This is a genomic window from Spirulina sp. CCNP1310, assembly GCF_034932185.1.
Classification (GTDB): domain Bacteria; phylum Cyanobacteriota; class Cyanobacteriia; order Cyanobacteriales; family Spirulinaceae; genus Spirulina.
On record NZ_JAYGHW010000040.1, the window covers coordinates 1 to 25,011 of the forward strand.

General features: G+C 52.7%; 26 protein-coding genes. 10 read left to right on the plus strand and 16 right to left on the minus strand.

What is annotated here, in order from left to right; translation table 11 throughout:
- The 4 genes from VB712_RS08425 to VB712_RS08440 all read right to left on the minus strand — a co-directional run.
- Positions 1–240: hypothetical protein (locus VB712_RS08425; protein ID WP_323254061.1), on the minus strand; the 240-nt coding region annotated here is incomplete at its 3' end.
- Between the two features lie 8 nt (positions 241–248).
- Positions 249–815, minus strand: coding sequence for a phage tail protein (locus VB712_RS08430; RefSeq protein WP_323254064.1), 567 nt, complete (start codon positions 813–815; stop codon positions 249–251).
- Positions 815–1,120 (minus strand): hypothetical protein, encoded by a 306-nt coding sequence (locus VB712_RS08435; RefSeq protein ID WP_323254065.1) that lies wholly within the window; start codon positions 1,118–1,120, stop codon positions 815–817. The genes VB712_RS08430 and VB712_RS08435 overlap by 1 nt, the downstream gene beginning before the upstream one ends.
- Positions 1,121–1,201: 81 nt before the next feature.
- Positions 1,202–2,461 (minus strand): MFS transporter, encoded by a 1,260-nt coding sequence (locus VB712_RS08440; RefSeq protein ID WP_323254067.1) that lies wholly within the window; start codon positions 2,459–2,461, stop codon positions 1,202–1,204.
- A gap of 180 nt (positions 2,462–2,641) precedes the next feature.
- On the opposite strand from VB712_RS08440, the gene VB712_RS08445 reads away from it, so the two are divergent.
- From VB712_RS08445 to cobA, 3 genes are all read left to right on the plus strand, one after another.
- A complete protein-coding gene (locus tag VB712_RS08445) occupies positions 2,642–2,866 on the plus strand; it encodes a hypothetical protein (RefSeq protein WP_323254069.1) in 225 nt (74 codons plus the stop codon).
- A gap of 129 nt (positions 2,867–2,995) precedes the next feature.
- Complete coding sequence (locus tag VB712_RS08450) at positions 2,996–3,721, plus strand: sirohydrochlorin chelatase (protein ID WP_323254082.1); 726 nt, start codon at positions 2,996–2,998, stop codon at positions 3,719–3,721.
- A gap of 5 nt (positions 3,722–3,726) precedes the next feature.
- Positions 3,727–4,500, plus strand: a complete 774-nt coding sequence (gene cobA, locus VB712_RS08455) for a uroporphyrinogen-III C-methyltransferase (RefSeq protein WP_323254084.1) — start codon at positions 3,727–3,729, stop codon at positions 4,498–4,500.
- Positions 4,501–4,736: 236 nt separating this feature from the next.
- Here the strand turns inward: cobA and VB712_RS08460 are convergent, their stop codons facing one another.
- A complete protein-coding gene (locus VB712_RS08460; RefSeq protein WP_323254086.1) occupies positions 4,737–4,976 on the minus strand; it encodes a photosystem II protein, Psb35-related in 240 nt (79 codons plus the stop codon).
- Positions 4,977–5,105: 129 nt separating this feature from the next.
- On the opposite strand from VB712_RS08460, the gene VB712_RS08465 reads away from it, so the two are divergent.
- The 4 genes from VB712_RS08465 to VB712_RS08480 all read left to right on the plus strand — a co-directional run bounded on the left by VB712_RS08465 (position 5,106) and on the right by VB712_RS08480 (position 8,940).
- Complete coding sequence (locus VB712_RS08465; RefSeq protein WP_323254088.1) at positions 5,106–5,927, plus strand: prepilin peptidase; 822 nt, start codon at positions 5,106–5,108, stop codon at positions 5,925–5,927.
- A gap of 26 nt (positions 5,928–5,953) precedes the next feature.
- On the plus strand, positions 5,954–6,187 hold the full coding sequence (locus tag VB712_RS08470; RefSeq protein ID WP_323254090.1) for a hypothetical protein: 234 nt from the start codon (positions 5,954–5,956) through the stop codon (positions 6,185–6,187).
- A 65-nt stretch (positions 6,188–6,252) separates the two neighbouring features.
- Positions 6,253–7,194, plus strand: a complete 942-nt coding sequence (accD, locus tag VB712_RS08475) for an acetyl-CoA carboxylase, carboxyltransferase subunit beta (RefSeq protein WP_323254092.1) — start codon at positions 6,253–6,255, stop codon at positions 7,192–7,194.
- A 9-nt stretch (positions 7,195–7,203) separates the two neighbouring features.
- Positions 7,204–8,940 carry an ABC transporter ATP-binding protein gene (locus VB712_RS08480; RefSeq protein WP_323254094.1) on the plus strand — a complete coding sequence of 579 codons (1,737 nt, stop codon included), beginning with the start codon at positions 7,204–7,206 and terminating at the stop codon, positions 8,938–8,940.
- Here the strand turns inward: VB712_RS08480 and VB712_RS08485 are convergent.
- From VB712_RS08485 to VB712_RS08495, 3 genes are all read right to left on the minus strand, one after another.
- Positions 8,937–9,995, minus strand: coding sequence for a diguanylate cyclase domain-containing protein (locus VB712_RS08485; protein ID WP_323254096.1), 1,059 nt, complete (start codon positions 9,993–9,995; stop codon positions 8,937–8,939). The two genes, VB712_RS08480 and VB712_RS08485, sit on opposite strands and share 4 nt — an antisense overlap.
- 158 nt (positions 9,996–10,153) lie before the next feature.
- Positions 10,154–10,804, minus strand: coding sequence for a DUF2301 domain-containing membrane protein (locus VB712_RS08490; RefSeq protein ID WP_323254098.1), 651 nt, complete (start codon positions 10,802–10,804; stop codon positions 10,154–10,156).
- A gap of 11 nt (positions 10,805–10,815) precedes the next feature.
- Entirely contained in the window at positions 10,816–11,361 is a 546-nt protein-coding gene (locus VB712_RS08495; protein WP_323254100.1) for a J domain-containing protein, read from the minus strand.
- A gap of 386 nt (positions 11,362–11,747) precedes the next feature.
- Between VB712_RS08495 and VB712_RS08500 the strand changes: the two genes are divergently transcribed.
- Both VB712_RS08500 and cysK read left to right on the plus strand, forming a co-directional pair.
- Positions 11,748–14,384, plus strand: coding sequence for a cyclic nucleotide-binding domain-containing protein (locus VB712_RS08500; RefSeq protein WP_323254101.1), 2,637 nt, complete (start codon positions 11,748–11,750; stop codon positions 14,382–14,384).
- A 32-nt stretch (positions 14,385–14,416) separates the two neighbouring features.
- Positions 14,417–15,379, plus strand: coding sequence for a cysteine synthase A (cysK, locus tag VB712_RS08505; RefSeq protein ID WP_323254103.1), 963 nt, complete (start codon positions 14,417–14,419; stop codon positions 15,377–15,379).
- Between the two features lie 159 nt (positions 15,380–15,538).
- Here cysK and VB712_RS08510 read toward each other — a convergent pair whose 3' ends face one another.
- The 8 genes from VB712_RS08510 to VB712_RS08545 form a co-directional block, all read right to left on the minus strand.
- The gene (locus VB712_RS08510) at positions 15,539–15,874 is read right to left on the minus strand and encodes a ribulose bisphosphate carboxylase small subunit (protein WP_416236296.1); all 336 of its coding nucleotides are present in this window, start codon (positions 15,872–15,874) and stop codon (positions 15,539–15,541) included.
- A 64-nt stretch (positions 15,875–15,938) separates the two neighbouring features.
- Positions 15,939–16,292, minus strand: coding sequence for a chaperonin family protein RbcX (locus VB712_RS08515; protein WP_323254107.1), 354 nt, complete (start codon positions 16,290–16,292; stop codon positions 15,939–15,941).
- Between the two features lie 90 nt (positions 16,293–16,382).
- On the minus strand, positions 16,383–17,795 hold the full coding sequence (locus VB712_RS08520) for a form I ribulose bisphosphate carboxylase large subunit (RefSeq protein ID WP_323254109.1): 1,413 nt from the start codon (positions 17,793–17,795) through the stop codon (positions 16,383–16,385).
- 565 nt (positions 17,796–18,360) lie between these two features.
- A complete protein-coding gene (locus VB712_RS08525; RefSeq protein WP_323254111.1) occupies positions 18,361–19,029 on the minus strand; it encodes a hypothetical protein in 669 nt (222 codons plus the stop codon).
- Positions 19,030–19,182: 153 nt separating this feature from the next.
- A complete protein-coding gene (locus tag VB712_RS08530) occupies positions 19,183–21,168 on the minus strand; it encodes a ribulose bisphosphate carboxylase small subunit (RefSeq protein ID WP_323254113.1) in 1,986 nt (661 codons plus the stop codon).
- Positions 21,169–21,240: 72 nt separating this feature from the next.
- Positions 21,241–21,531, minus strand: a complete 291-nt coding sequence (locus VB712_RS08535) for a EutN/CcmL family microcompartment protein (protein WP_323254115.1) — start codon at positions 21,529–21,531, stop codon at positions 21,241–21,243.
- 4 nt (positions 21,532–21,535) lie between these two features.
- Positions 21,536–21,868 (minus strand): carbon dioxide-concentrating mechanism protein CcmK, encoded by a 333-nt coding sequence (locus VB712_RS08540; RefSeq protein WP_323254117.1) that lies wholly within the window; start codon positions 21,866–21,868, stop codon positions 21,536–21,538.
- Positions 21,869–21,928: 60 nt separating this feature from the next.
- Entirely contained in the window at positions 21,929–22,240 is a 312-nt protein-coding gene (locus tag VB712_RS08545) for a BMC domain-containing protein (protein WP_323254119.1), read from the minus strand.
- 847 nt (positions 22,241–23,087) lie between these two features.
- Between VB712_RS08545 and VB712_RS08550 the strand changes: the two genes are divergently transcribed.
- Positions 23,088–25,007 (plus strand): NAD(P)H-quinone oxidoreductase subunit F, encoded by a 1,920-nt coding sequence (locus VB712_RS08550; protein WP_323254121.1) that lies wholly within the window; start codon positions 23,088–23,090, stop codon positions 25,005–25,007.
- The last annotated feature ends 4 nt before the right edge of the window (positions 25,008–25,011 follow it).

Genomic DNA, 25,011 nt, shown 5'->3' on the forward strand with positions numbered 1-25,011 from the left:
GGGTTGTGCTAGGGGGGGATTGATAGAACGGAGGGGGGTGGGTTTGAGGGGCGATCGCCCCCCCTCCATATCCTCTAAATCCTTTGATGGCTCCAACATACTGGTCTGCAAGGCTCCAAACCCCTGTAAACGAGGCAACGCAGACAACACCCCCAAGGATTGATGACCTAGGGGATTGAGAAATTTAGGCTGCAAAAAATGCTGCCCTAAAAAGCGGTGTTGTCCGAGGGGAAAGGTCATAAAATTTGCTAACTACTTGTAAAGAATCCAGATTCAGCATCACGGCCATTGCTATGGACTGTCGCCCCCGCACTCGTCCCACCTGCCGGTTTTTTCTTAACGGTAATTTTGACCCCTTCATAGGCGAGGGTTAATTCTTCAATGCCTACACTACTCGAATCTGCATTAAGAGTGGGTGCTTTCCAACCCACAGGTACAGCCCCAATTAATGTCCAGGTTTGGACAGTTTCCCCGGCTTGGTTGAAGAGTAAAATATTGACATTGCGGCGGTGGGTACTGATATTTTTATCGCTCATTGGCTCTAATTCTGTCAGCATCCGACAAGCCCAACCCAGGAAGGCCATATCATTGGTCATGCCCCGTTTGAGCGTGACATCAGTAAATTTGGTATTGCCGAGGGAAATACGCTGTTGATTATTCACCCCCCCTTCATAGAAGGAATCATACTCAATATCAAACCCCAAACCGGAGCATTCTTGAAAACTCGCACTAATGTAGTTTTTTTCTTGCATTTCTACATAAAAGCGATTTTCGGTTACATAATTGAGTTCATAATCATCATATTTATCCGCCATTACCGTCTCCCATAATATCCATTGCGTTCCCGTTGTTGTTGTAAATCCGCTTGCAGGAGTTCGTAAACCCGCCGTCCGAGTTTGTCCATGAGGAGGGGATGATCGATGACTTTGGCGGCAAAGCGGTTGAGGGAGGCAACTTGGGGGGATTGAGCTGATGTACTCCTCATCTCTCCCTCTCCTTCTTCTTCCTCACAAACACATTGACCCTCCAATTGCCGCTCTAGGGTGGTGCGAGCGGCAAAGGTGGCGGCGGCAAACCCCGCTACCGAGCTATCTAGGGGTAAAGGGCGTATTGAAGCCACGGGCGATCTTCCCCAAAGGTACAAAATTGTCCTTATCTTAGGGAAAAATCAGCGCCGCCGTCAGTAGCCAAAGGTCGAACCTTAGGCCCCATCTTGGGCATACACATCCCGGCCCCGGCCGGTGGCAAACCGGAATGAATGGCCCATATCTTGGCTGGAAAGGGTCATGAAAATCAATAATGCCAATAGGACTAAACCTGCTGCTCCGGCAAAAACGCCGCCATAGCTCAGTTGTGGTAATAAACTCCCGGCAACGGGCCCCCCCAGGGCAATGCCGAGGTCAAAGCCTCCCAAACAGACCGAGTAAACCTGTCCGCGTTCATTGGGAAGCGAACGATCTGCCACCAAGGCGGTCATCATTGGGATTAATGTGCCAGCGCCGGCCCCTTCGGCGAGGCCGGCGAGGAGAAAAATCACGCTACTGGTGGCTTTGGCCAGGAGGATCATCGAAAGGAGATAGGCGAGGAGGCTGCCGGTAATGAATAACCCTCGGCCCAAACGGTCAGAGGCTCGGCCGGTGAAGATGCGGACGGAAAAACTGGAGAGGGCGATCGCCGTATAAAACAGTCCCACATTCAACCCCGCTTCACTATCGCGAATATAGGCCGGGATAAATGTCGTTAACGCCCCAAACACCATGCCCACCAACAGCAACACCAAAGCCGGAATCCGTAATCGAGGCCCTTGGGCTAAGGTCCAAAGGCGGTCTAAGCCCAGCCAATCCCAGAGGGAAAGCGGTGGAGACGCTGCGGGTAAGCCTTGGAGTTGTGTCGTCCCATCCTCCACTTGGCTGGCAAAGAGAAATGCCAAGAAGCCTAAAATGCCGGAGAGGATAAACACCACACCAAAGCCATATTCTGCTCCCAAAAATCCCCCCAACGCTGGCCCCATCGCCATGCCCATGGGAACCGCCAACGTCATATAACCAAGAATTTCCCCCCGTTTATCTGGGGGGGCGAGGTCAATGACCAATGTGCTGTAACCCGTTGTTAGGCCGGCAATACTTAAACCATGGATCGCCCGGATCGCCACGAGCATTGGCAAGGCAGTTAGGAATAAATAACCAAAGGGGGCTAATCCCGCAACGACTGTGCCGATCTGGACGACGAGCTTGCGACTCCGTTCATCAGACCATCGCCCTAACACGCCCCGCGTCAGTAACAGGCCAATGGCAAAGCTGCCCATCACTAAACCCACTTGTCCCGATGTGGCTCCGGTGGCTTCGATGTAGAGGGGTAACACTGGCAAGAGCGACGTTAGGCTTAACCAAAAGCAGAGGGCTGTGCAAAAGAGAAACAATAAGTTGCGGCGAATGGCAGGCTCAAGGCGAAATAGGATCATCACGGGCGGGGCAAGTAAGGCATGGCAGGCTCTTTTTAAGTTAACACTTCTTAATTTGAAGGCTCTTCCCTCAAGCCATCTGCCGCTAAAGATGCTAGATTGGAGTCCATTCGTGGCCTCTTGGGGCCGTTCTCAATGGTGTGCATCTCAAGTCAGAAATTGTAATTGGAGCGATCGCCCATGGAAATGCTTGGCTATAGTCACATGGCGATGGTGTATGAGGAAACCGTTAGTCCCCTGAACTTGCAGCCAGTCTCCTGGCAATGGCAATTCAATCTAAAACGGGTTTCCAGCACCGCCGCAATTATCGGTGTTTTGATTGTGGGAGGCTTCACGGCCTTAATGACTTCTGCCATTTCCCGCCCTGCGGGGATTCCCATGCACCATCAAGGTGCTGGCTTTTAAAAAATCCGGTGCGGTTTGAGCTTTTACCCCTCAGCCCTTGAGGGGTTTTTCGTGGCAAAATTTAACCCAGGTATTAACCCAGGTAGTCGCAACTTTGGTTTGCTATCCACAATTTCTTCCCCAACGCTCTTGTCTACGGCCTATTTACTAATTGCACATGGTAGCCGGGATGCCCGTTCCCAAAGGGCATTCGCGGGTTTGGCTCAACGGGTGACGGCGGCCTTAGCCCAACAGTGTCAGGCTCCGGTATGGGTGGCTACGGCCTGTTTAGAGACGGAACCGGAACCCCTCCATCAACAGATTATGGCGGTGATGGCCCAGGGGCGAGAACGGGGTTTTGCACAACTGAAACTCCTGCCGCTGTTTTTACTGCCCGGTGTCCATGTGCGGGAGGATATTCCCCATGAGGTGGAATTAGCGCAGGTGATGGAGGATAAATCCCTACCCTTGACGATCGCCCCTTACTTAGGGAGCCATTTGGGGATGACGGCGTTGCTACGGCGACAATTTGCCATCTATCCGGGGGCGGGGCGGATGTTGCTGGCCCATGGGAGTCGTCGCTTGGGGGGCAATCAGCCGGTGGAGGCAATGGCCCATCGCTTAGATGCGATCGCCGCCTATTGGTCTGTTACACCGGATTTAGCCCAGCAATTGCGGCGATTCGTTAACCATGAACAGACCCATTGGTTAATTCAGCCCTATTTTTTATTTACCGGCGGGATTACCGAGGCGATCGCCCAACAACTGCAAACCCTTCAGCCCGAATTTAGCCCCGTTCAGTTCCATCTGGGCAAGCCCCTCAGCGACATCCCAGAATTTATGCCCTTACTCCTGGATTGGATTCTGCATCAATAATTTCTATGGTTAAAACGGTTAAAACCACGATGTTGGGGAAAGTTTATCTATTGGGGGCCGGCCCCGGTGATCCCGGATTAATGACGCTCAAGGGCAAAGCCCTTTTAGAATCTGCCGATGTGGTGATTTATGATGCCCTGGTTAGCCCGGCCATTTTGGCGATGATCAACCCCGAAGCGGAGCAGATCAACGCCGGGAAAAGGCGGGGGCGACATTCCAAAGCCCAGGACGAAACGACGGCCTTGCTGATTGAGAAAGCCCAGGATCACGCGATTATTGTCCGCTTAAAAGGGGGCGATCCCTTTGTGTTTGGTCGGGGCGGGGAAGAAATGGCCGATTTACGCCGGGCCGGTGTGCCGGTGGAAGTGATCCCCGGCATTACCGCCGGGATTGCTGCCCCTGCCTATGCAGGCATCCCCGTCACCCATCGCGGTTATAGCTGCTCCGTCACCTTCGTCACGGGCCATGAGGCGGCGGGGAAATACTGCCCTCAGGTGGATTGGGGGGCGATCGCCCAAGGCTCCGAAACCATCGTTATTTACATGGGCCTCCACAACCTCCCCCACATCACCACCGCCCTCCAAGCGGGGGGACTCAGCCCTGATACCCCCATCGCCCTGATCCGTTGGGGAACCCGCCCCGAACAAGCAGAACTAATCGGCACATTGGCCACCATCGTCGCCCAAGTGGAAGCAGCGCAATTTGAAGCGCCAGCGGTGGCGGTGGTGGGTCGGGTGGTGGAGTTGCAGGGGGTTTTGGGAGTAGGAAGTAGGAAGTAGGATTTCTCTCGTTACTTGGCTCTGCCAAGTAACGCCCTCCCGGAGGCTCTGCCTCCCCTCCTCTACAGGCGGCAGAGCCGCCGAAAGCCCATGCCATGGCAGAGCCATGGCACGAGTACAGAGTACATAAAAACCCCCCTTGTTAAGGGGGGCAGGGGGGATCCTTCCCATCAAAAAAAAAAGGAGGGGCAAATGCCCCTCCCTGATCCAGATTTAGGAGAACCGATGGAAACTTGTTAGACGTTGGTGAAGGCCTGCGTGGCGTAGGCATCCATTTCATAGGCGGGACGGCGATCGCCGTAATCCGTGGTTTGACCCGTCACCGAGGTGGCCAATTGGTCGAATTTTGCAGAGTTCCAGTTACGTTCATGGATCGGCTTCGACTGTTCCCCCCGGAAATAGGCTTGCGACCCAATCAGGGCAGCAGCGGCCCAACCAGCGATGATGAGTGCAAAGAGAATAGCGAGGTAGCTCATAGGAAGCCTCCGATGTGTTTGTTGCGGGTTTGTAACCTTATGTAAACTAATGTAACGATAATTTGCGAGATTGTCAAGGCAATGGTAAAAATCACAAATTTACCCTAACTTCCCACTCCCTACTCCCCAATGGATCACCTCCTCACCCTCACCACCCACCTCCTGATCCTCCTCTTCGGCTCCGCCATCGGCAGCTTCCTCAACGTGATCATCTACCGCATCCCCGCTGGCAAATCGATCCTTTTTCCCCCTTCCCACTGCCCCCACTGCCAAACCCGCATCCATTGGTACGACAACATCCCCGTGCTGGCTTGGTTTCTCCTGCGGGGGAAATGTCGCCATTGTGGGGAGGGGATTTCCTGGCGGTATCCCTTAATTGAGGCGATCGCCGCCCTCCTCTTCCTTGCCACCTTCTGGCAATTCGGCCCCACCCTCACCACCGTCGGCTACTGGCTGCTCCTCAGTTGGCTCTTGGCCCTCGCCCTCATCGACTGCGATACCCTCACCCTCCCCAACCCCCTCACCCAATCCGGTTTGGTGGTGGGCTTAGTATTTCTCGCAGTGCAGGGTTGGGTTGAAACCACTGCCATCGAAGCCAGCGTCAGCCGCGTTGTTACCGGGATTTTCGGGGCTGTCCTGGCCCTGTGGGGGTTAGAATTAATCGCCTTGATCGGTTCGATCACCTATGGCCGCACCGCCATGGGAGCCGGTGATGCCAAACTTTTAGCGATGATTGGGGCTTGGCTCGGTTGGCCGGGGGCGGCCTTGGCGGCCTTTTTGGGTTGTGTGGGAGGGGCGTTTTTAGGGGGAGGGGCGATCGCCCTCGGCCTCCTCAACCGCAAGCAACCCATCCCCTTTGGCCCCTTTCTCGCCCTAGGGGCCCTCATCACCATTTTTTGGGGTGAGATCATGATCAGCAGCTACCAACGCCTCATTTTCGGGGCAGGATGAAACGAGATTAACCCCCCATTGATACAATGAACCCTGTGTCCTGGATCACGATTAAAGTTGTTAGCTCACGGTGGGAAGCAGAACTCATGGAGCAAATCCTCGCCGGCCATGAAATTCCCAGCCGCATTATTCAAGTTGGGGCCAGTGGTTGTTTTTTAGCCGGAGAAACCGCTTTACAAGTGCTTTCCCCCGACCGCTGGACGGCCTTGCTCCTGCTCAGTCCCAAAGAAGAAGAGCTAGAACCAGATGATGAACCTTAGGGCCGGTTTCGTCCCTCCTGATAAAATCCGCTTTTTTTAGTCCACGGAGTGCTTAAAATCCCACAATGTCTTTATTTGACTGGTTTGCCAATCGCGAAAAAGATCAACCTGCCGTTCCGCCAGCGAACCAAGAGCGAGAAATTGCCGATGGTCTCTGGACAAAATGCCCCAACTGCGGCGTACTGGCCTATACCAAAGACCTCCAGGCTAACGCCATGGTCTGCCATGAATGCCACCACCATTTCCGCGTCGGCAGTCAGGAGCGCATCAACCAATTGATTGATCCCCAAACTTGGAAACCCCTCAATACGGAAGTTCGCCCCGTTGACCCCTTGGGATTCCGCGATCGCAAACCCTACAAAGACCGCCTCCGGGATTACCAAACCAAAACCGGCCTCACCGATGCCGTCCAAACCGGCATGGGCCTTTTAGATGGCCTCCCCGTTGCCCTTGGGGTGATGGATTTTGCCTTTATGGGGGGGAGTATGGGGTCAGTGGTGGGGGAAAAACTCACCCGCTTGATCGAATACGGCACAGAGGAAGGTTTAACAGTCCTGATCATCTGTGCATCGGGGGGAGCGCGGATGCAAGAGGGAATGCTGAGTTTAATGCAGATGGCGAAAATCTCCGGAGCCTTAGAACGTCACCGTCAGGCCAAACTCCTTTATATTCCCGTCCTCACCAACCCGACGATGGGGGGCGTAACTGCTAGTTTTGCGATGTTGGGGGATGTGATTATTTCGGAACCCAAGGCCGCCATTGGCTTTGCGGGTCGGCGGGTGATTGAGCAGACAATCCGGGAAAAACTCCCCGATGATTTCCAAACGGCGGAATATTTGCTTAACTGTGGGTTTGTGGATGCGATCATCCCCCGCACCCAACTGAAACGGACATTGGCCCAACTGATCAGCCTCCATCAGCCCTTTTTCCCCGTCAAAACCCCCACGCCAACCCCAGAACACCATGCTGTTCTAAACCATGCCCTCCATCCCCACACCCCCGCCTAAGGACGCATCTTGAAGCAGCCCTCTCACTATTCCCAATTACTCCCCTACATCCGCGCCCAAGGTGGAACGATCGCCATCGCCCTGATTTCCACGGTCGTGTTTACCGCCTGTTGGCCCGCCTTGATTAAGCTGGCGGAAGCGATGGCGCAATCCGTCGGAACGGGGAATGTGGCGGGGAGTACGCGGGCGGCGGGGATTGCGGCGGCGATCTTTTTTGTGCGGGCGATCGCCCAATACAATCAAGATACGTTCATGGCCAAGGCGGCCCTGCAAATCACGCTCAAACTCCGCACCGCCGTCTACCGCCACCTCCAACAATTAAGCCTCAGCTATTTTGAAACCACCAAAACCGGAGACTTATCCTATCGCCTCACCGAAGATGTAGACCGGGTGGGGGAATTGGTGAATAAATTATTTCAGCAATTTATTCCCTGCGTCTTACAATTAATTGTCGTCTTGGGGATGATGATTTATCTTAACTGGCAACTCACCGCCAGCGCCGTCATTCTTGGCCCCCTGATGGCAATTTTAGTGGGATTTTTCGGGGAACAATTATTGCAATATTCCCGCCGCAGTCAGAACCGGATCGCCGATCTTTCTTCTTTATTGATTGAATATCTCAGCGGTATTCGTTTGGTGAAAGCCTTTGCCGCTGAAGACTACACGCTCCAGCAATTTACGCAATTTGCCGAAGATAACCGCCGCGCTCGCTATATGACAGAGCGGATTAAAGCCTTTCAAATTGTTTTTGTGGGCTTTCTTTATGCGATGAGCGTTGTTTTGATTTTCTGTTTGGGAACTTGGCAAATTTCCCAAGGCAATTTAACAGGTAGCTCCTTTGTGGGCTATTTAGCAGCGGTGGGGATGCTCATTGATCCGATTAGTATTACCACTTCTAATTACAACGAATTTAAGCAAGCCCAAGCTTCTGTAGACCGGGTTTTTGAGTTGTTAGATTTAGAGCCGACGGTGGTGGAAAAAGCAACGGCTGTAGACCTGCCGCCGGTTTCGGGGAAAGTTGAATATCAACGGATTTGTTTTGAATATGTTCCCGGTGAGCCGGTGTTAAAAAACCTTAATTTTTTGGTACAACCGGGGGAAATGATCGCCTTGGTGGGCCATTCTGGAGCGGGAAAAACCACATTGGTCAACCTATTACCGCGATTTTATCAACCCCAAGCGGGGCAAATTTTCATCGATGGCGTGGATGTGGCCACGGTGACGCTGAAAAGTTTGCGGCAACAGATTGGTATTGTTCCCCAGGAAACGGTGCTGTTTTCGGGAACCATTGCCGCTAACATTGCCTTTGGCCAGGGAGATTATGATCTAGCCCAGGTCGAAGCAGCGGCGAAAATTGCCAATGCCCATGATTTCATCACCGAATTGAGCCAGGGGTACTTTACCTATGTGGGGGAGCGGGGTGTGAATTTGTCCGGGGGGCAACGGCAACGGATTGCGATCGCCCGTGCCATGTACCTCAATCCCCAAATCCTGATCCTTGATGAAGCCACCTCGGCCCTCGATTCGGAATCAGAGGCCTTGGTACAGGAGGCTTTGGAGCGGATTATGCGCGATCGCACCGTCTTTGTCATTGCCCACCGTCTCGCCACCGTCCGCCGTGCCGATCGCCTCTTCGTCCTCGAACAGGGGGAACTGATTGAAGCAGGAACCCACGCTGAACTGTTGGCCCGCAATGGTCGTTATGCCCAATTCTACGCCCAACAATTTGCCCCCCAACAGGCTTAATCGGCAAACAGCCAGCGATCGCGCCCCGCTTCCTTGGCCCCATACAAAGCCCGATCTGCTGCTGCAATTAAATCCTGGGGAGCGCGATGGGCATTGGGAATCAACGTCGCCCCCCCGATGCTTAAGGTAATGCCATCCCCCACAGGAGAATCAGGAAAACTAAGCTTTAAACTGTGGATCTGGTCTTGAACCTTTTGGGCAAAGCCTTCCCCTTGGGGGCGATCGCACCCCGGCAACAAGATCGCAAACTCCTCGCCACCATAGCGGGCCACCACCCCCAAGGGCAGATTCATCGCCATCGCCATCTCCAACCCCTGGGCCACCTTCCGCAGGGCATCATCCCCCGCTAAATGGCCGTAATGGTCGTTATACCGTTTGAAAAAATCCACATCGAGCATCAACAGCGTCATTGGTTTGCCCGTTTGCGACCCCTGAAACCAAAGGGAGAGTAGGGATTCATCAAATTGGCGGCGGTTACTAATCCCCGTTAAGCCGTCTAATGTGGCCAAGCGTTGCAGTTGTTGATTGGCGGTGGCCAACTGTTGGGAGGATTCCCGCAGCAGTTGAATCGTTAACTGGTGAATTTGGGAATCCGCCATCAACAGATAATGGCTATCGAGGAGGCCATAGTGATTGGAGGCGAGATCGACAATAATCGGCTCATAGAGCAATTCCGGCCGCCGTTGTAGTGCCAACCAAGCCGCCCGCACAATGGGGCTAGAGCCAGGCAACCGTAGGCCATCCTGTTGAATAAATCCATAGAGGTGTAGGATCGACCGTTTAGAAAATAATTCCAAGCTGTAGGGGCGGCCCATCTGCTCCCAAAACCGGCGACGGGAAATCATGCCAAAAAATTCCCCATGGTCTGTGAGGATCACACCGGCCCGGGCCGGGTTCTGCTTTAATTCCTCCGCCACATCTTGGCTTAAGGCGGTCGTCGGAACACAGAAGTTATCGAGAGGCAACTGTTCGATTGTCGCCTCTAGGGTGAGGGATTTGAGATGGCAGTGGGGGGGAACCAAGCTGCCGGATTGATCAGAAAAGACAAGAGACACAATGTTAATCGCTTCCCTCGCCAGGGGTTGGGTGATGTCTTGATCCGAGAGCAGAGCCGTGATTGCCCTCCATGAAAGCCAGACTATCAATTGTCCCTGAATTTAGTTCAGCGTCCATGATCGAGATCCCTGATCATTTAAGAGGGTTCCATGCCATTCTAACGGGCCTGTTGGGCTTGGCGATGTAGTTCAGCAAACACTGATTTATCGCCAATATCCGGAGGGATCGGTTGGATCATTTTTCGCCCGATAAAGATTAAGAACAGCGCCGCCCAGATTCCCAGCAGGACTTGCTCAAGGGTGGGGGTGAGGAGCGTGAGGAGATGACCGAGGAGGAGGATGGGGACGAGGGGGGTGAGCAGTTTGGTTTCCGGGCGATTAAAACAAAAGGCTTCTTTGAAGAAAATCCCCGTTAAGGCGGCGAAACTGAAGCCTAGGCCGATGAGGAGGGGGGGATGGTGGGCGATCGCCACCGGCAAGGGTTCACTCCCCCGCACTACAACCACCACCGCCGCCAGAGAACCCACCGCCCAAAACAGTTGTAAAACTCGGTGCAGTAGTTTTACATAGATATGAATGTACCATAGGCTTACCCCTAAACCGAGGGAAAAGAGGGCAAACAGGAGGGTTAAACCCTGCCACAGGAGGGGGCTGGGGGTTTGGGTGAGGGCCAAAATTGTCCCGATCGCAAAGCTCAGGCCCGCAACCACGAGGCCAGCGCGATAAAAAATTACCTCACGGCGATCGCCCTCGGTAATCGTAAATTCCCCAAACTGCCCTTGATAACGGGGGCTAATGGCATCATTCATGGGCAACTCCGTTAACTAATTTTCGCCAAACGATGGACTTGGGATTCCACTTCGGCCCAGAGTTCGCGGTTATGGGGGTCACTGCGCAGCGCTTTGCGCAGATAAACTTTCGCTTTTTCCCCATGGCCTTGATCAATCAGGGCTTTCCCCCATTGATAGTAGGCGATCGCCTGCCATTGTCGCACCTCTGGATCCGCCGGTAGGCGAATCACCAACCCCTCCACCAACGCAACGGCCCGGGCAAACCGCCGTCGCCGCAGCAGGGTTTGTAAATTTTCATAGGTTTGCGCCTTGAGGGGATGGGGTGTGCTGCCATGGGAGGGCGAGGCAACGGCAGTATTTTGGGGATAGTCGGGGGAACTCTGGCCCTGGGGGGCTTGGAGCAGATGCTCATAGGCTTGGGTTAGCTCAATAAACTTGGCTTCCGCTGCCTTGACGTTTTGGGGGTGTAAATCGGGGTGATAACACCGGGCCAAGCGACGATAGGCCGCTTTAATCTCCGGGACAGATGCGCCCCACTGGAGGCCGAGGGTCTGATAGCAAGTTGCAAGATCCACCGCGTTTGCTCAAGATGATGGTAATCATCCCCCTATCTTAATGGGATTGAGGGCGATCGCGGCAGATTGAAGGGGAGTGAGTGGCGCGATAGGTTGACTCAAGTTCCCCCTTGTTCGGGAAAATCGACGGAGTGTAAAAGTGAAAACTGTGTCAAAATGAACCATAGTCGTTTCTTGAGCGATGGCATTTAATACCGCTCAGTCCCCTTTTGAAAGGAGGACATCAAGTTTTGATGGAAACTCAAAAAGCAAGATCAAAAACAGGGGAGTATGGGTCAAAATTGATGACTCTGGTATTTGGTCAATTTGCATAACTAAGATCTTAAAAATTACCAGCTTAATTTTTGAGGTTTCTCACTCCTCAAATTTCTTCCTCTGTCTTCTTTATGATTTTAAACAATGCTTCAGAACTGCCAGAACCAACCCCTGAAGAGATTCAAGACTGGATCAATTGGTTGAGTTTTCATCGTATCTGGGGAAAGTTAGGGGCAAAACCCATCGCCCAAATTGCCGCATCTCTCTCCTTATTGCCGGTTGAAGCCAACAGGGATATTTTCACCCAAAATGCTACGCCTCAAGGCTTATATCTCCTCAAATGGGGCAGCGTCGAAATCTATCGCAATTCCCCAGTGGGTAAAACCCATATTGCCTACCGCAATGCCGGGGAACTTTTCGGTCATATTTCCCTCGGCATGGTGGAAGAAAACCCCACCTACCGAACCGGGGCGATGGCGATCGCCAAAAGTGAAATTTGGTTTTTATCAAGAGAGCGGTTTGAACAACTTAAAACTGCATATCCTGAAATTAACAACGCCATCAATACCCTCTTAGTTCAGGATTTAGCCAAATTTCAAGACCGCATTGCCAAAGAACAAACGCGCATTCAAGGATTACAACCCTACATCCGCCCCGTTCCCACCGATGCAACCCTGATTAGTCAGAGCAAATCGAGTCAAAAACTCGCCCAACAAGTTGCCCAAGCCGCCCAGGATTTAAAACCCATTTTGCTCCAAGCCTTACCCGGTAGCGGCAAAACCTTTATTGCGGGGATGATTCACGCTCAATCTGGCCTCAAAAATCGCCCCTTTGCGGAAATTGATTGTGGGCAACTGCCCAAAACTCCAGAGGGGGATATCAATACTGATATTCTTTTCGGACGCATCGACGGGTTAACAGGGGCGATCGCCTTATTAGAACGGGGAACTTTAGCCATTGATAACTGGCAAATTCTCAGTCAAAGCGATCGCAATCGACTGATTCACTATCTCAAAACCGGCAACCTGCTCCCCAACGCCCCCATTACCGCCCAGCCCCAAATTCCCCAGCAACCCCCTCAACATCTTTGGGTGCGCTTGATTTTGATCAGCCCCACTAAACTCCCCATTTCAGGGGTAGATGCCCATCATTTTAAACTCTTTAGCTTTGCCCAGCGCAAATCAGATATTCCCGCTTTTGCTCAGTATTTTCTGGAAAAATTTTCTCGCGAAAAGGGGCGATCGACCTTACAACTGGATCAAGCGGATCTCCGGCGGCTCCTCAGTTACGACTATCCCGGCAATGTTGCCGAATTAGAAAATATTCTCAAGCGGGCAGTGCTCATGACCCCCGCCGAACAATCTATCATTCCTGAACAGGTCTTGTGGTCTGTTGAATCTAAAAAAAATGCCTTTCGGGTTGATCTCCTCAATCAAATTCCAGGGTTGCGCCCATTCCTCCTAAGCCATTGGTGGCCAGAACGGTTTTGGTGGCCCATGATGGCGATTTTTGTCCCCGTCACGATCATGGGATTGATTGGCCCCCAAACCCGAGAAACGAACATGATCCTTAACTTCTTTTGGGCTTGGTGGTGGCCATTTTATTTATTGCTCTTTGTCTTCATCGGTCGCCTCTGGTGTGCGGTTTGTCCATTTATGATTACTGCGGAATGGCTCAGAAAACTGTCTCTCTGGATTTGGCCCCGTCAGCTTTTGCCCTGGCCGACAAAATGGCTGAATCAATGGGGGGCTTGGGCCTTGTGGGCCGGATTTGTCGCCATTTATTTATGGGAAAAACTTTGGGATTTGCCCCATCATGCCAATCTTTCCGCTGCCCTCCTAATCATCATTACCGGAGGGGCAGTGATGTGCAGCATCATCTATGAACGCCGCCTTTGGTGTCGTTATTTATGCCCCATTGGAGGCATGAATGGGATGTTTGCTAAGTTGGCGGTTGTGGAGTTGCGATCGACTCAGCAGGTTTGTGGCACACAATGCAGTACCTTCGGATGCTATCAAGGCAGTGATGCCACGCCGGTTAATTTTGCCGATGCCCTGCCAACGGAGGGCCAAGCGACGGGGGGATGCCCTTTATATTCCCACCCCGCCCAATTGCTCGATAACCGAGATTGTGTGCTGTGCATGACCTGTCTCAAAGCCTGTCCCAACCGTTCGGTGCAGTTAAATCTTCGGGTTCCGGCAGCGGATCTCTTGGAAACTCACAAGGGTTTCCCCGGTGAAATTGCCCTGCTGCTGTTACTGTTTGGCGGCATATTTATGCATTACTCTCAGCGGATTTTAGCCGGGTTCGGTTGGGGAGAGGTGGCGATTGATTCTGGCCATCTGGTGACGGCCCTTCCCATCGTCCTCTTCTTACTCTCAATCCCCTTCATGCTCACCTACATTACCCATCAAATTGCTCGACTTTTCGATCCAGCAATGCCCGATTATCAAACGGTTATCTATGCCTATTTGCCCCTTGTTTTAGCAGGAAATCTAGCCTACTATGTACCCGCAGCCATGACCGAAGCCGGGCAAATTTTACCCGTGATCGCCCGCACTTTTGGTTTCACGGGAGCGGGTTTAATGACCCTAACTTGGAGTTTAGATGTGGCCCAGTTTATTCAAGGGTTTACCTTACTATTAGCTTTGGGCTTTACTGTCTTTCCACTCCTAAAAATTAGCCGCCGTCCCTTGACGAAAAATCTCCCCCATCTGCTCCTCATGGGGGCTTTCGTCGCCGTCTGGTTTCAGCTTATGGTTATTTAACCCGCCCATCCTTTTAAACTGCCCTTAAACCCATGAAAATTTACCAAAATATTACCCAAATTATCGGCAATACTCCCTTAGTCAAATTGCGCCATCTTCCCCAGCTTTATGATTGTTCCGCTAAAATTCTCCTCAAACTGGAAAGCTTGAATCCAGCCCATTCTGTTAAAGATAGAATTGCGGTGAGTATGATTGAAGAAGCCGAAAAAGCCGGTTTAATTCAACCGGGAGTTTCAACGGTGATTGAAGCAACATCCGGGAATACAGGGATTGGTTTAGCGATGGTTTGCGCGGCTAAGGGCTATCGCTTAATTTTAACGATGCCAGAAAACATGAGTTTAGAACGGCAAAAACTGGTGAAAGCCTATGGTGCAGAAGTGGTCAAAACACCCGCCGAAGGGGATATGTCCGGTGCGATTGAACGGGCTAATGAACTGTTAGCCAGTATTCCTGACTCTTTTTCTCCCCAACAATTTAGCAACCCCGCTAACCCGAAAATTCACTATCAAACCACCGGGCCAGAAATTTGGCAGGATACCGCCGGAAATATTGATGTTTTCGTGGTGGGAGTGGGTACGGGTGGAACCTTGACCGGAGCCGGTTTCTATTTGAAACAGCAAAACCCCGATTTAAAAATCGTTGCCGTTGAGCCGGCCGCCAGTGCCGTTTTAAGTGGCCATGGTCGCCATGTTCACGATATCCAAGGCATTGGCGCAGGGTTTATTCCTGATATTTTGCGGGTTGATTTAATTGATGAAATTTTCAAGGTGACTGAAGCGGAATCCTACCATATTGGGCGACTTTTGGCCAGTCAAGAAGGGATTATCAGTGGGATATCGACGGGGGCTGTTGTTGAAGCAGCGTTGAGGATTGGGGCGCGTCCAGAATATGGCGATCGCACCATTGTCGCCATTCAAGCCAGTGGCGGAGAGCGCTATTTAAGCACCGCCATGTTTCAGGATCAACCCGAACCCCAAAAAAAGGAACTGAGTTAGGACATCGCGTAGGGTGGGCAATGCTCACCAGGAGAGGATTTCAGACTGCGGAATGTCGGACTTAGGGTAAGGGATTTTCTGTAGATTCTCCCCCCAAAAGACAAAAAAAGGAACTGAGAAAACCCAGTTCCAGAACAGATAAAAATGATAGTTAAAGGCCTAGAAGCGGCTCACACCGGGTTTGTAAACGATGAAGCTCACCGTTTGGCACTGTTTGATATTGTCGAAACCCACAACACGGATGTAGGAATCAGAATATTCTTGACGGCATTCCCGCACTTCATTCAGCACATCCTGGGGGCTATTGGCGCTGAACAGGGGCAGTTTCCACATCGTCCAATGGTGATCCGTGGGTTTGGGATCTTTTTCAAATTCAACAGCGGGAATATAGCCTTGATCCAACATATATTGAATCTGCAAGGCAATTTGCTGATCCGTCAGGGGGGGCAGGTAGGAGAGAGTTTCGTAACGCTTCTCTTTGGGTAACGTCTTCATTGCCATCGTCAAAATACCTCAAATAATTAGGGGTTTAAGGAGCAAAAAATACTCCAGTCAGCATTTAGGTTGAGGGGTCGGGTTCAGACCGCGTTAAGCGTTCCAGAACTTGGCGGCGATGTTCCGTGTTCGAGGTTTGAATCGCTACACGGGTCATCTCCGGTAGAAAATCCACAACCTGATCGGCAATCTCTGCCCGTACCGTCAAAATTCGCAACACTAACTCTTTATGTTCCAGCATCAGCCCATCGAGATAGGCTTCGCCATCTTGGAGTTTGCCCGCTGAATATTGCGTCAGCCAAATGGCTTGGGGAGGATTCGTTTCCGTGAGTTGATGGATAATCTCGCGCACCGCCTGGTAGGTGAGGTAACTTTGCAGCACCCTTACCGTATTTTCGGCAACGTGTTTAGGATTCATGGGCAAAACTGGTTCCAACCCGACCGATTTTAGGTGGAAGTCTTCAAGGGAAACCGTAACGACGCTACCGTTTCCCTTAATTTTGCCAACCTAGATGGTATCCATGGCCTCAAACTCGAACTTGATTTCTTTCCAGAGTTCGCAAGCCGCAGCCAGTTCAGGACTCCAGCGGCAGGCTTCGCGGATCACGTCGTTGCCTTCGCGAGCCAGGTTGCGGCCTTCGTTCCGAGCTTGGATACAAGCTTCGAGGGCGACGCGGTTCGCGGTTGCACCAGGAGCATTACCCCAGGGGTGGCCCAGCGTACCACCACCGAACTGTAAGCAGGAATCATCACCAAAGATTTCCACCAACGCGGGCATATGCCATACGTGAATCCCACCGGAGGCTACGGGCATCGTGCCGGGGAGGGAGGCGTAGTCTTGGGTGAAGAAAATACCCCGTGAGCGATCTTCTTCTACATAGTCTTCGCGCATCAGGTCAACGAAGCCCATGGTGATGCCCCGTTCCCCTTCGAGTTTACCCACAACGGTACCGGAGTGGAGGTGATCCCCACCGGAGAGGCGGAGGCACTTGGCGAGGACGCGGAAGTGAATCCCGTGGTTGCGCTGACGGTCGATAACCGCGTGCATAGCACGGTGGATGTGCAGCAACACGCCGTTACGACGACACCATTTAGACAGGGTGGTGTTGGCGGTGAAACCGCCGGTGAGGAAGTCGTGCATGATGATCGGCGTGCCGATTTCTTTGGCGAATTCGGCCCGCTCCATCATTTGCTCACAGGTGGGAGCGGTGACGTTGAGGTAATGCCCTTTGATTTCGTTGGTTTCCGCTTGGGATTTTTCGATCGCCTCTTGCACAAAGAGGAAGCGATCGCGCCAGCGCATGAAGGGTTGAGAGTTGATGTTTTCGTCGTCTTTGGTGAAGTCCAAACCGCCGCGCAGACATTCATAAACGGCGCGACCGTAGTTTTTCGCGGACAGACCCAGTTTGGGTTTAATCGTACAACCCAAGAGAGGACGACCGTATTTGTTGAGTTTGTCCCGCTCAACGGTGATCCCGTGCGGCGGGCCTTCAAAGGTTTTGATCAAAGCAACGGGGAAGCGGATATCTTCCAAACGCAGCGCCCGCAGCGCTTTAAACCCGAACACGTTACCCACAATGGAGGTCAGGACGTTGGTAACGGAGCCTTCTTCAAAGAGGTCAAGGGGATAGGCAACAAAGCAGAAGTATTGGTTGTCTTCACCGGGAACGGCTTCGAGATCATAGCAACGGCCTTTATACCGATCCAAATCCGTCAGACCATCAGTCCAAACGGTCGTCCAGGTTCCGGTGGACGATTCTGCGGCTACCGCTGCCCCAGCTTCTTCAGGAGGCACACCCGGTTGGGGGGTCATCCGGAAACAAGCAAGTAAGTCGGTATCTTTCGGGGTGTAGTCGGGGGTGTAGTAGGTCAAGCGATAGTCTTTTACACCCGCCTCAAACCCCTGTTTGGTTTGTACCATATCCTCAAATTCCTCCTTAAAGTCGTGGTGAGGCTTACGTTAACAGTAATTTCTACTCAAAACGAGGGACTGGTTGGTGGAACTGTAACGGCAGAAGGGAGGTTGGCATTCTATAGATAGCCGCGCATTTCTTCAGGAGACAGTGACAACTCAGCCCAAGTTGGCGTTCAAAGAATTCTGTTTAATGTGACAAGTTTTTGATGCCACGCTTTAGCTTATCACGAAGGTTCTCCTTTTCTTTGAAAATGCAAGACAATTTTGGAGCTTTGGCAATTGCGATTGCTTCTGAGACCGATTAATAAAATTAATCATTATATTAACAGTGGTAATATTCCCCGATCGCCCTGAATGCAAAAACGCCCAATGCTTGACAACACAAGGCATTGCGCGATTCCTCCTGGGAAAAATCTCTCCCCATTGCATGATCTCAACGGCCAAAAACACCCTTAAGGGCAGGATCTCGAAGTTCTCAGTCTTAAGGATGAAAGGGGGGTTTGGTAGCGGGAGAATGGGAAACTTGTTTTATTAATAAATATTTACAAAACCGATAGCATTAACTCCTATTTTAGGGGGAAGAATCTTCGGGTTTAGGCTCGTTCTGATGCCCATTTTCCTGAATCCGTTCCTGAAAGCGTTGATCATAGGGAAAAAGCGTGACCAATAATTGATTAATCCGCATTTTGCTGGCGGTTAAACGCTCAGAAGGGGGAGGACTAGGGGGGTCATCAGGGAGGTTCAGAGCAACTACTGCCGGTTCAGGGGCTGAAGGCTCCGGGGTTTGGAGTTCTGGTGTGGGTTCGTCTTCCCAAAAATCCGCTTCCGATTCACCATTGAGGAGATCAGCGGCTAAGGGCATGGGGTCTGGGGCGGCTAAATCCACAGGACGGCCACAATCCCCCAACACTGTCCCGGCGGGAATGACGGCCATGGCAGGAATATTGCGCTCGTAAATGGTCGTTAAGCCACCGATACAACTATTGGCCCCGATCGCACAACTGCCCACCACCAAAACCCCCGGCCCCAAACTGGCTCCTTCTTCAATGCAGATTGTCCCGGCGATCGCATTGAGAATCACCCCCATACCAATACAGACCCCCGGCCCAATGACCACCCGGCCCTGGGAACCCGTTAATAAAACAGCACCGGAGGCGATCGCCGCACTGGGGTGAATCTCAACATTTCCCACCACCCGAACATCAGGGAGGGAACAAAGCTGCAAAGGTTGCAATGGCATAAGCCGAGTCAAAAGGATGGCACTACGTCAAAGCCAGCCCCTCGGACTGGCTTTAACCGGGGTTCACGGTGGGAAAACTCCAGGATCACCCCAGCGTGAGCAGGGGGCGGCGTTCTCAGCAAGAGTTCAGGGCATTTGAACCCTTAGGATTGCCTAGGGCCGTTGGATAATTTGCTCCAACACCCGGCGCTTCGCTTGGGCATCAATCCCCAGCAACCGCACATATTCCCCAGCGTGTTCCGCCAAACAGCCCTCTAAATGGCTGAAGACATCCGCTTCACGGGTGGCCTGGATGGGAGAGCAAGGCTGCCAAGACTTGGCCCGAAAATGGCGTTGATCAGCGTGTTCGGTGCCAATGGTGTAACCCTGACGCAGCAAGTTCCGCACTTGGTCTTGCACCTCCGGTGCTAAACCGCTGCGCACTGCGCCATTACTGTAGCCATTGCTGCTAGGGGTAGGAGTCGCCGCCCGGCCATTGGTGGCAGGACTGGCAGTAGATCCATTACCGGGCCGTTGGATAATCACATCCCCAACCCGACGCTTGGCATTGAGATCCACCCCGATCAGTCGCACATATTCCCCCGGACAATCCGCAAGCACTTGCGCCACTTGGGCCATGATTTGGCTTTCAGTGGTGGCGGAGAAGCCCTCGCAGGTGAGCCAGGATTTAGAGCGGTAGCGGCGAGCATCGGCGTGTTCAGCGCGGATCGCCAAACCTTGACGGAGCCAATCCCGCACCTGTTGCACCGTATCCCCGGCTACGGTTCCAACGGAGCCATTGCCCACCGCACCGCTGCTCCGGCTAGCCGTGGAAATGGAGCCGTTATCCCCTGGGCGTTGAATAATCACTTCCGTCACCCGTCGCTTGGCATTGGCATCAATCCCAATTAAGCGGACGTATTCCCCCGCATGATCCGCCAGACAGCGGTTCAACTCCGCCAGCACATCCGCTTCACGGGTGGCTTGGATCTGGGGACAGGTTTGCCAGGATTTGGAGCGGTAGCGTCGTTGATCGGCGTGTTCTGTGCCGATGCGATAGCCTTGGCGCAACAGGTTGCGGACTTGATCCACTACCTCGCCATTGACGCTGCCGCTGCCGCTGCCGCTGCCGTTCGCCTTGGGAACGCTACGGCTGGCGGTTTTGGCTCGCACCACTTTATTATTACGGGTGCGGGTGGGGGCGGTTCCGTCGGGACGTTGGATAATTTCTTCTAAAACCCGGCGTTTGGCGTTGGCATCAATGCCGATCAGTCGGACATATTCCCCGGAGAATTCCCCTAAGCGGGATTCGAGGGCGGCCAGGACTTGATCTTCGCGGCTGCCTTGGATGGATTCGGCCGTCAGCCAAGATTTAGAGCGGTAGCGCCGTTGGTCGGCGTGCTCTAAGCCAATGCTGTAGCCTTGGCGCAGGAGCGATCGCACCTGCTCTACTGTTTCGGGACTCAAACTCATAGCTCCTACCAAATCGTGATCGTCAGCATGGGAGATTGGGCCATTAGCCCTGGCCCGGGGCGTGGTTTTGTTGCGGATCGAGAGGAGGCAATCGGGGTTTTCCGCACATTGATACCCCGTTAACAGGGCCTCATTCACCTCCACCACATGACGGGCAAAGGCTTGATCCTCCGGTTGCACATTGGGCAGGCGATCGGCCTGCTGTTGGTTGGTAATAATCGCCCCGGAGGGGATGTATTTACCAGCGGGAATTTCAACATCCTGAATCAGGGCGTGCATCATCACAATGCAGCCATGACCGACCCGGGCGTTGAACACCGTTGAGCGAAACCCAATAAAGCAGTTATCCCCGATATACACCGGGCCATGAATGAGGGCCATGTGGGTAATGCAAGTATCGGAGCCAATCCAAGCGGAATAGCTCTCGCCATCGTCACCGATCACCCGGCCCTTTTCTAAACCATGCACCACGACCCCATCTTGAATATTGGTGCCGGAGCCAATATAGAAGGGAAACCCTTCATCGGCTCGGATCGAAGTTCCCGGAGCTACTAATACATTAGCACCAACGCGCACATCGCCGATGACGCGGGAAGAGTCGTGAATATAGGAAGATTGATCAATGTTGGGTTCGGCTAAATCTCTAGACCAAGGAGTGGGGGGAGCCGCCCGCCGACGAACGACCATGCTGTTTTGCCTCGCGTTTCAATTCAATAAAAAATAGTATGGATGGGGGAAAGGCCTTGGGGCTGCGATCGCCTATTTGCGGTAAAGCAGGCCCTTATCGACAGAGACGGTATCAATAATGCCCACCACTATGGCATCTACGGGCCGTTGTTCCGTTGCCCCCATGGGTTGAGGGGCGATCGCCCGACGACTGACTAAAACCCATTCCCCCATGCCGGCTCCCACTTGATCAGCGGCCACCTCATAGCGCGGGAGTAAGTTGCCATCCTGGTCAATCATCTGCAATAACAGCAGCTTAACGCCGGTCATTGCGGGCAATTTCTGGGTACTGACCACCGTGCCTCTCACCTGGGCAATCTGCATCAGTCTAGCGGCGCAGCGTGGGGTTCACGCTTTCACGGAACTGCTCCACCGCTTCGGTGTAGCGGATGGGCAACACATACTCTAGGTTTTCATGGGGACGGGCAATGATGTGGGTGGAAAGCACTTGACCCCCGTTCACCCGTTTGACGTTCTCAATCCCAGCAGAAACAGAAGCTTGCACTTCAGAGACATCGCCGCGCACAATCACCGTCACCCGACCTGTGCCAATTTTTTCATAACCCACCAGGGTGACGCGAGCGGCTTTCACCATCGCATCCGCCGCTTCAACCACAGCGGGAAACCCTAAGGTTTCAATCATTCCAACAGCAATCGACATAATGTAACTCCAAATCTAAAGGTTTTTAAAATTCACAGCCCAAGGGGTGAACAACTACGGCTAGTAAGTCCGGAACTGTTCCACTTCTTCGGTATAGCGAATCGGTAACACATACTCTAGGTTTTCGTGGGGACGCGCAATGATGTGCGTCGAGAGCACCTCACCCCCATTGACCCGCTTGACGTTTTCAATGCCAGCGGCAATGGAGGCTTGGACTTCCGAGACATCCCCCCGCACGATCACGGTGACACGCCCAGAGCCAATTTTTTCATAGCCAACGAGGGTGACGCGAGCAGCCTTCACCATGGCATCTGCTGCCTCAACGACAGCGGGAAACCCGAGGGTTTCAATCATTCCTACCGCAATTGGCATTGTTCAAGCTCCTTAGTTAAAGAATAATGGCATTGCAAATGGTCAAACTTCCCACAACTCCCGAAGAATTGCGAGGCCGGCTCGAAAACTCTCTTGGCGATCAAAGGGCGGTGCGTCCGTGGAAGCTGATACTCCTGAGCGAGATGAGCGAGGTAAATGAGAGCCATAGTTCGGTGAAAGAACCCAAAGCCCTCCCAGACTCATCCAATCCTTGAGGCTAAATTCTTGAGGTTGTGGCTAGGAATCGAGAATACTCAGATCAAAAGTACCAAAACAAGTCGAGACGGGGAGCCTCAAACCCATTTTAGAACGGTTTTGAATATGTTCAATTCTTGACCCACTCAAAAGCATAGGCAACCTTTGCACCTTTGACAATATAAATCTTTATGATTTTTTTAAATCCTATAGTTAATAAAAATTAATGAGTCTCTCGGGGTCATGGTCTGGAAATGGCAATCGCCTAACTCCCATTCTGTGGCGGGTACAGCTTGCCCTATAATTAATTTACCGTAGCGTTAGTTCAATCAACGGTAATTTTTTAGTCATTATTACCTATTTTGTTGACTTTAAACTCAACAAAAAACGCCAAAAACTTTTAGGCTTTTTTTACGGAAGATCCCGGCAAGGTTTGCTAGGGATTTTTCCCCTTGAGGCGATGGCGGCGATCGCCCTCAATCCCCCCCGCCATCGCGCCCATTTTTGAGTATTTACCGCCAATACTGTTAATTAATGTTAAAAAAACTTAAACATCTCACCAAATTCCGGGTCAATAGGGGCGATCCGCCTTGGCGTACCGCTCACCCCTCGCTGCCTGTCCCCCCCTTGCCCTTCCTCCCCATTGCCCTCCATGGTTGATTTTTTATTTGCCACAACCTGGTTAATCCCCATCTACGGACTGATGGGGGCAATCCTCACGTTGCCTTGGTCCTTAGGGATTATCCGGCGCACCGGCCCCCGGCCTGCGGCCTACCTCAACATCTTGATGACGCTGTTGTCCTTCATCCACGGCTCCATCGCCTTTGCAGCGGTGTGGCATCAGGGCAACGTCCATCTGGTGTGGCCCTGGCTCCAAGTGGCAGACCTCAACCTCACCCTCACCATTGATCTCTCCCCCGTCAGCTTGGGAGCCTTAGAGATGGTGACAGGGATTAGCCTCTTGGTACAGATTTATGCCTTGGGCTATATGGAAAAAGATGCCTCCCTAGCTCGGTTTTACGGGCTGATGGGCCTTTTTGAGGCGGCTCTAGGGGGCATTGCCATTAGTGACTCCCTGCTGTTGAGCTATATGCTCCTGGAAATCCTCACCCTCTCCACCTATCTCCTGGTTGGCTTCTGGTATGCCCAGCCCTTGGTGGTGACGGCGGCGCGGGATGCCTTCTTAACGAAGCGGGTGGGGGATATTATCCTGCTGATGGGGATTGTGGCCCTATCGAGTTATGGGGAAGGGTTGGATTTTAGTCAGTTGGAGATTTGGGCGGAAAGCTCGACGCTGCCCCCCTTGGCCGCCGCCTTGTTGGGCCTCTCCCTCATTGCCGGGCCAACGGGGAAATGTGCTCAATTCCCCTTAAACCTTTGGTTGGATGAAGCGATGGAGGGGCCCAACCCGGCGGGGATTATGCGTAATTCCGTCGTGGTCAGTGCTGGGGCCTATGTATTAATTAAACTTCAGCCGGTGTTTACCCTTTCCCCCATTTCAGGAAATGTGCTGATTTTGTTGGGAACGATGACCGCCATCGGGGCTTCGCTGATGGCGATCGCCCAAATCGACATCAAGCGCACCATGTCCCATTCCACCAGTGCCTATCTGGGTTTAGTCTTCGTCGCGGTGGGATTGGGCCAGGTCGATATTGCCTTTCTCTTACTCTTCACCCATGCCGTCGCCAAAGCCCTGCTGTTCATGACCGTAGGCAGTATCATCCTCACCACTAGCAATCAAAATATTACGGAAATGGGCGGCCTTTGGTCACGGATGCCCGCCACCACCACCGGCTACTTAGTCGGGGCAGCGGGATTAATCACCCTCTTCCCCCTAGGGGAATTTTGGACAATGCGCCGCTGGTTAGATGGCACTTGGGCCGTTCCCCCCTGGCTATTAGGGGTGATTGTGATTGTTAACATCCTCAACGCCATCAACCTCACCCGCGTTTTTCGCCTCGTCTTTCTAGGGGAACCCCAGGCCAAAACCCGCCGCGCTCCGGAAGTGCAATGGCCCATGGCTCTGCCCTTGGTGATGATGACGGTGATCACGATCATTGCTAGCATTGTGCCGATTCAATGGCCCTTCTGGCTCAGTCCTTACCCCCCCTTGGATGTGGCCAGTAATGCGATCCGCGCTAGCGCACCAATCGCCCTTTGGGCCTTGCCAATCCTGATGGCCTCGGGGGGCATCGGCATCTTGATCGGCCTCAACCTCAAACTCCAGCGCACCACCGCCCGCCCCACTCAGGTTTATCGTCGCTTCTTCCAAGACCTCTTTGCCTACGATTTTTATGTGGAGCGGCTCTATAAAATTACTGTGGTCAATGGGGTGGCGGCCCTCTCCCAAATTGCGGTTTGGTGCGATCGCTACATTGTTGATGGGCTGGTGAATCTCGTTGGGTTAGCGACGATCTTTGGGGGCAGCACGCTCAAATACAATGCTTCCGGTCAATCCCAGTTCTACATCCTGACGATTTTACTGGGGGTGGGGGCATTGTTGTGGTTGATTTTCACGGGCCAATGGACGCTTGTCACCGAGTTTTGGTCAACGGCGTTCAACGGTGTTTAGCGGC

Bases quoted from the DNA above. Each gene is read 5' to 3' on its own strand.
- VB712_RS08500 (WP_323254101.1), top strand. From the start codon at position 11,748: ATGATTTTAAACAATGCTTCAGAACTGCCAGAACCAACCCCTGAAGAG.
- VB712_RS08510 (WP_416236296.1), bottom strand. From the start codon at position 15,874: ATGAAGACGTTACCCAAAGAGAAGCGTTACGAAACTCTCTCCTACCTG.
- VB712_RS08515 (WP_323254107.1), bottom strand. From the start codon at position 16,292: ATGAATCCTAAACACGTTGCCGAAAATACGGTAAGGGTGCTGCAAAGT.
- cobA (WP_323254084.1), top strand. From the start codon at position 3,727: ATGGTTAAAACGGTTAAAACCACGATGTTGGGGAAAGTTTATCTATTG.
- VB712_RS08530 (WP_323254113.1), bottom strand. From the start codon at position 21,168: ATGGTCGTTCGTCGGCGGGCGGCTCCCCCCACTCCTTGGTCTAGAGAT.
- VB712_RS08490 (WP_323254098.1), bottom strand. From the start codon at position 10,804: ATGAATGATGCCATTAGCCCCCGTTATCAAGGGCAGTTTGGGGAATTT.
- cysK (WP_323254103.1), top strand. From the start codon at position 14,417: ATGAAAATTTACCAAAATATTACCCAAATTATCGGCAATACTCCCTTA.
- VB712_RS08470 (WP_323254090.1), top strand. From the start codon at position 5,954: ATGAACCCTGTGTCCTGGATCACGATTAAAGTTGTTAGCTCACGGTGG.
- accD (WP_323254092.1), top strand. From the start codon at position 6,253: ATGTCTTTATTTGACTGGTTTGCCAATCGCGAAAAAGATCAACCTGCC.
- VB712_RS08540 (WP_323254117.1), bottom strand. From the start codon at position 21,868: ATGTCGATTGCTGTTGGAATGATTGAAACCTTAGGGTTTCCCGCTGTG.
- VB712_RS08430 (WP_323254064.1), bottom strand. From the start codon at position 815: ATGGCGGATAAATATGATGATTATGAACTCAATTATGTAACCGAAAAT.
- VB712_RS08520 (WP_323254109.1), bottom strand. From the start codon at position 17,795: ATGGTACAAACCAAACAGGGGTTTGAGGCGGGTGTAAAAGACTATCGC.
- VB712_RS08465 (WP_323254088.1), top strand. From the start codon at position 5,106: ATGGATCACCTCCTCACCCTCACCACCCACCTCCTGATCCTCCTCTTC.
- VB712_RS08535 (WP_323254115.1), bottom strand. From the start codon at position 21,531: ATGCAGATTGCCCAGGTGAGAGGCACGGTGGTCAGTACCCAGAAATTG.
- VB712_RS08525 (WP_323254111.1), bottom strand. From the start codon at position 19,029: ATGCCATTGCAACCTTTGCAGCTTTGTTCCCTCCCTGATGTTCGGGTG.
- VB712_RS08550 (WP_323254121.1), top strand. From the start codon at position 23,088: ATGGTTGATTTTTTATTTGCCACAACCTGGTTAATCCCCATCTACGGA.
- VB712_RS08440 (WP_323254067.1), bottom strand. From the start codon at position 2,461: ATGATCCTATTTCGCCTTGAGCCTGCCATTCGCCGCAACTTATTGTTT.
- VB712_RS08460 (WP_323254086.1), bottom strand. From the start codon at position 4,976: ATGAGCTACCTCGCTATTCTCTTTGCACTCATCATCGCTGGTTGGGCC.
- VB712_RS08545 (WP_323254119.1), bottom strand. From the start codon at position 22,240: ATGCCAATTGCGGTAGGAATGATTGAAACCCTCGGGTTTCCCGCTGTC.
- VB712_RS08445 (WP_323254069.1), top strand. From the start codon at position 2,642: ATGGAAATGCTTGGCTATAGTCACATGGCGATGGTGTATGAGGAAACC.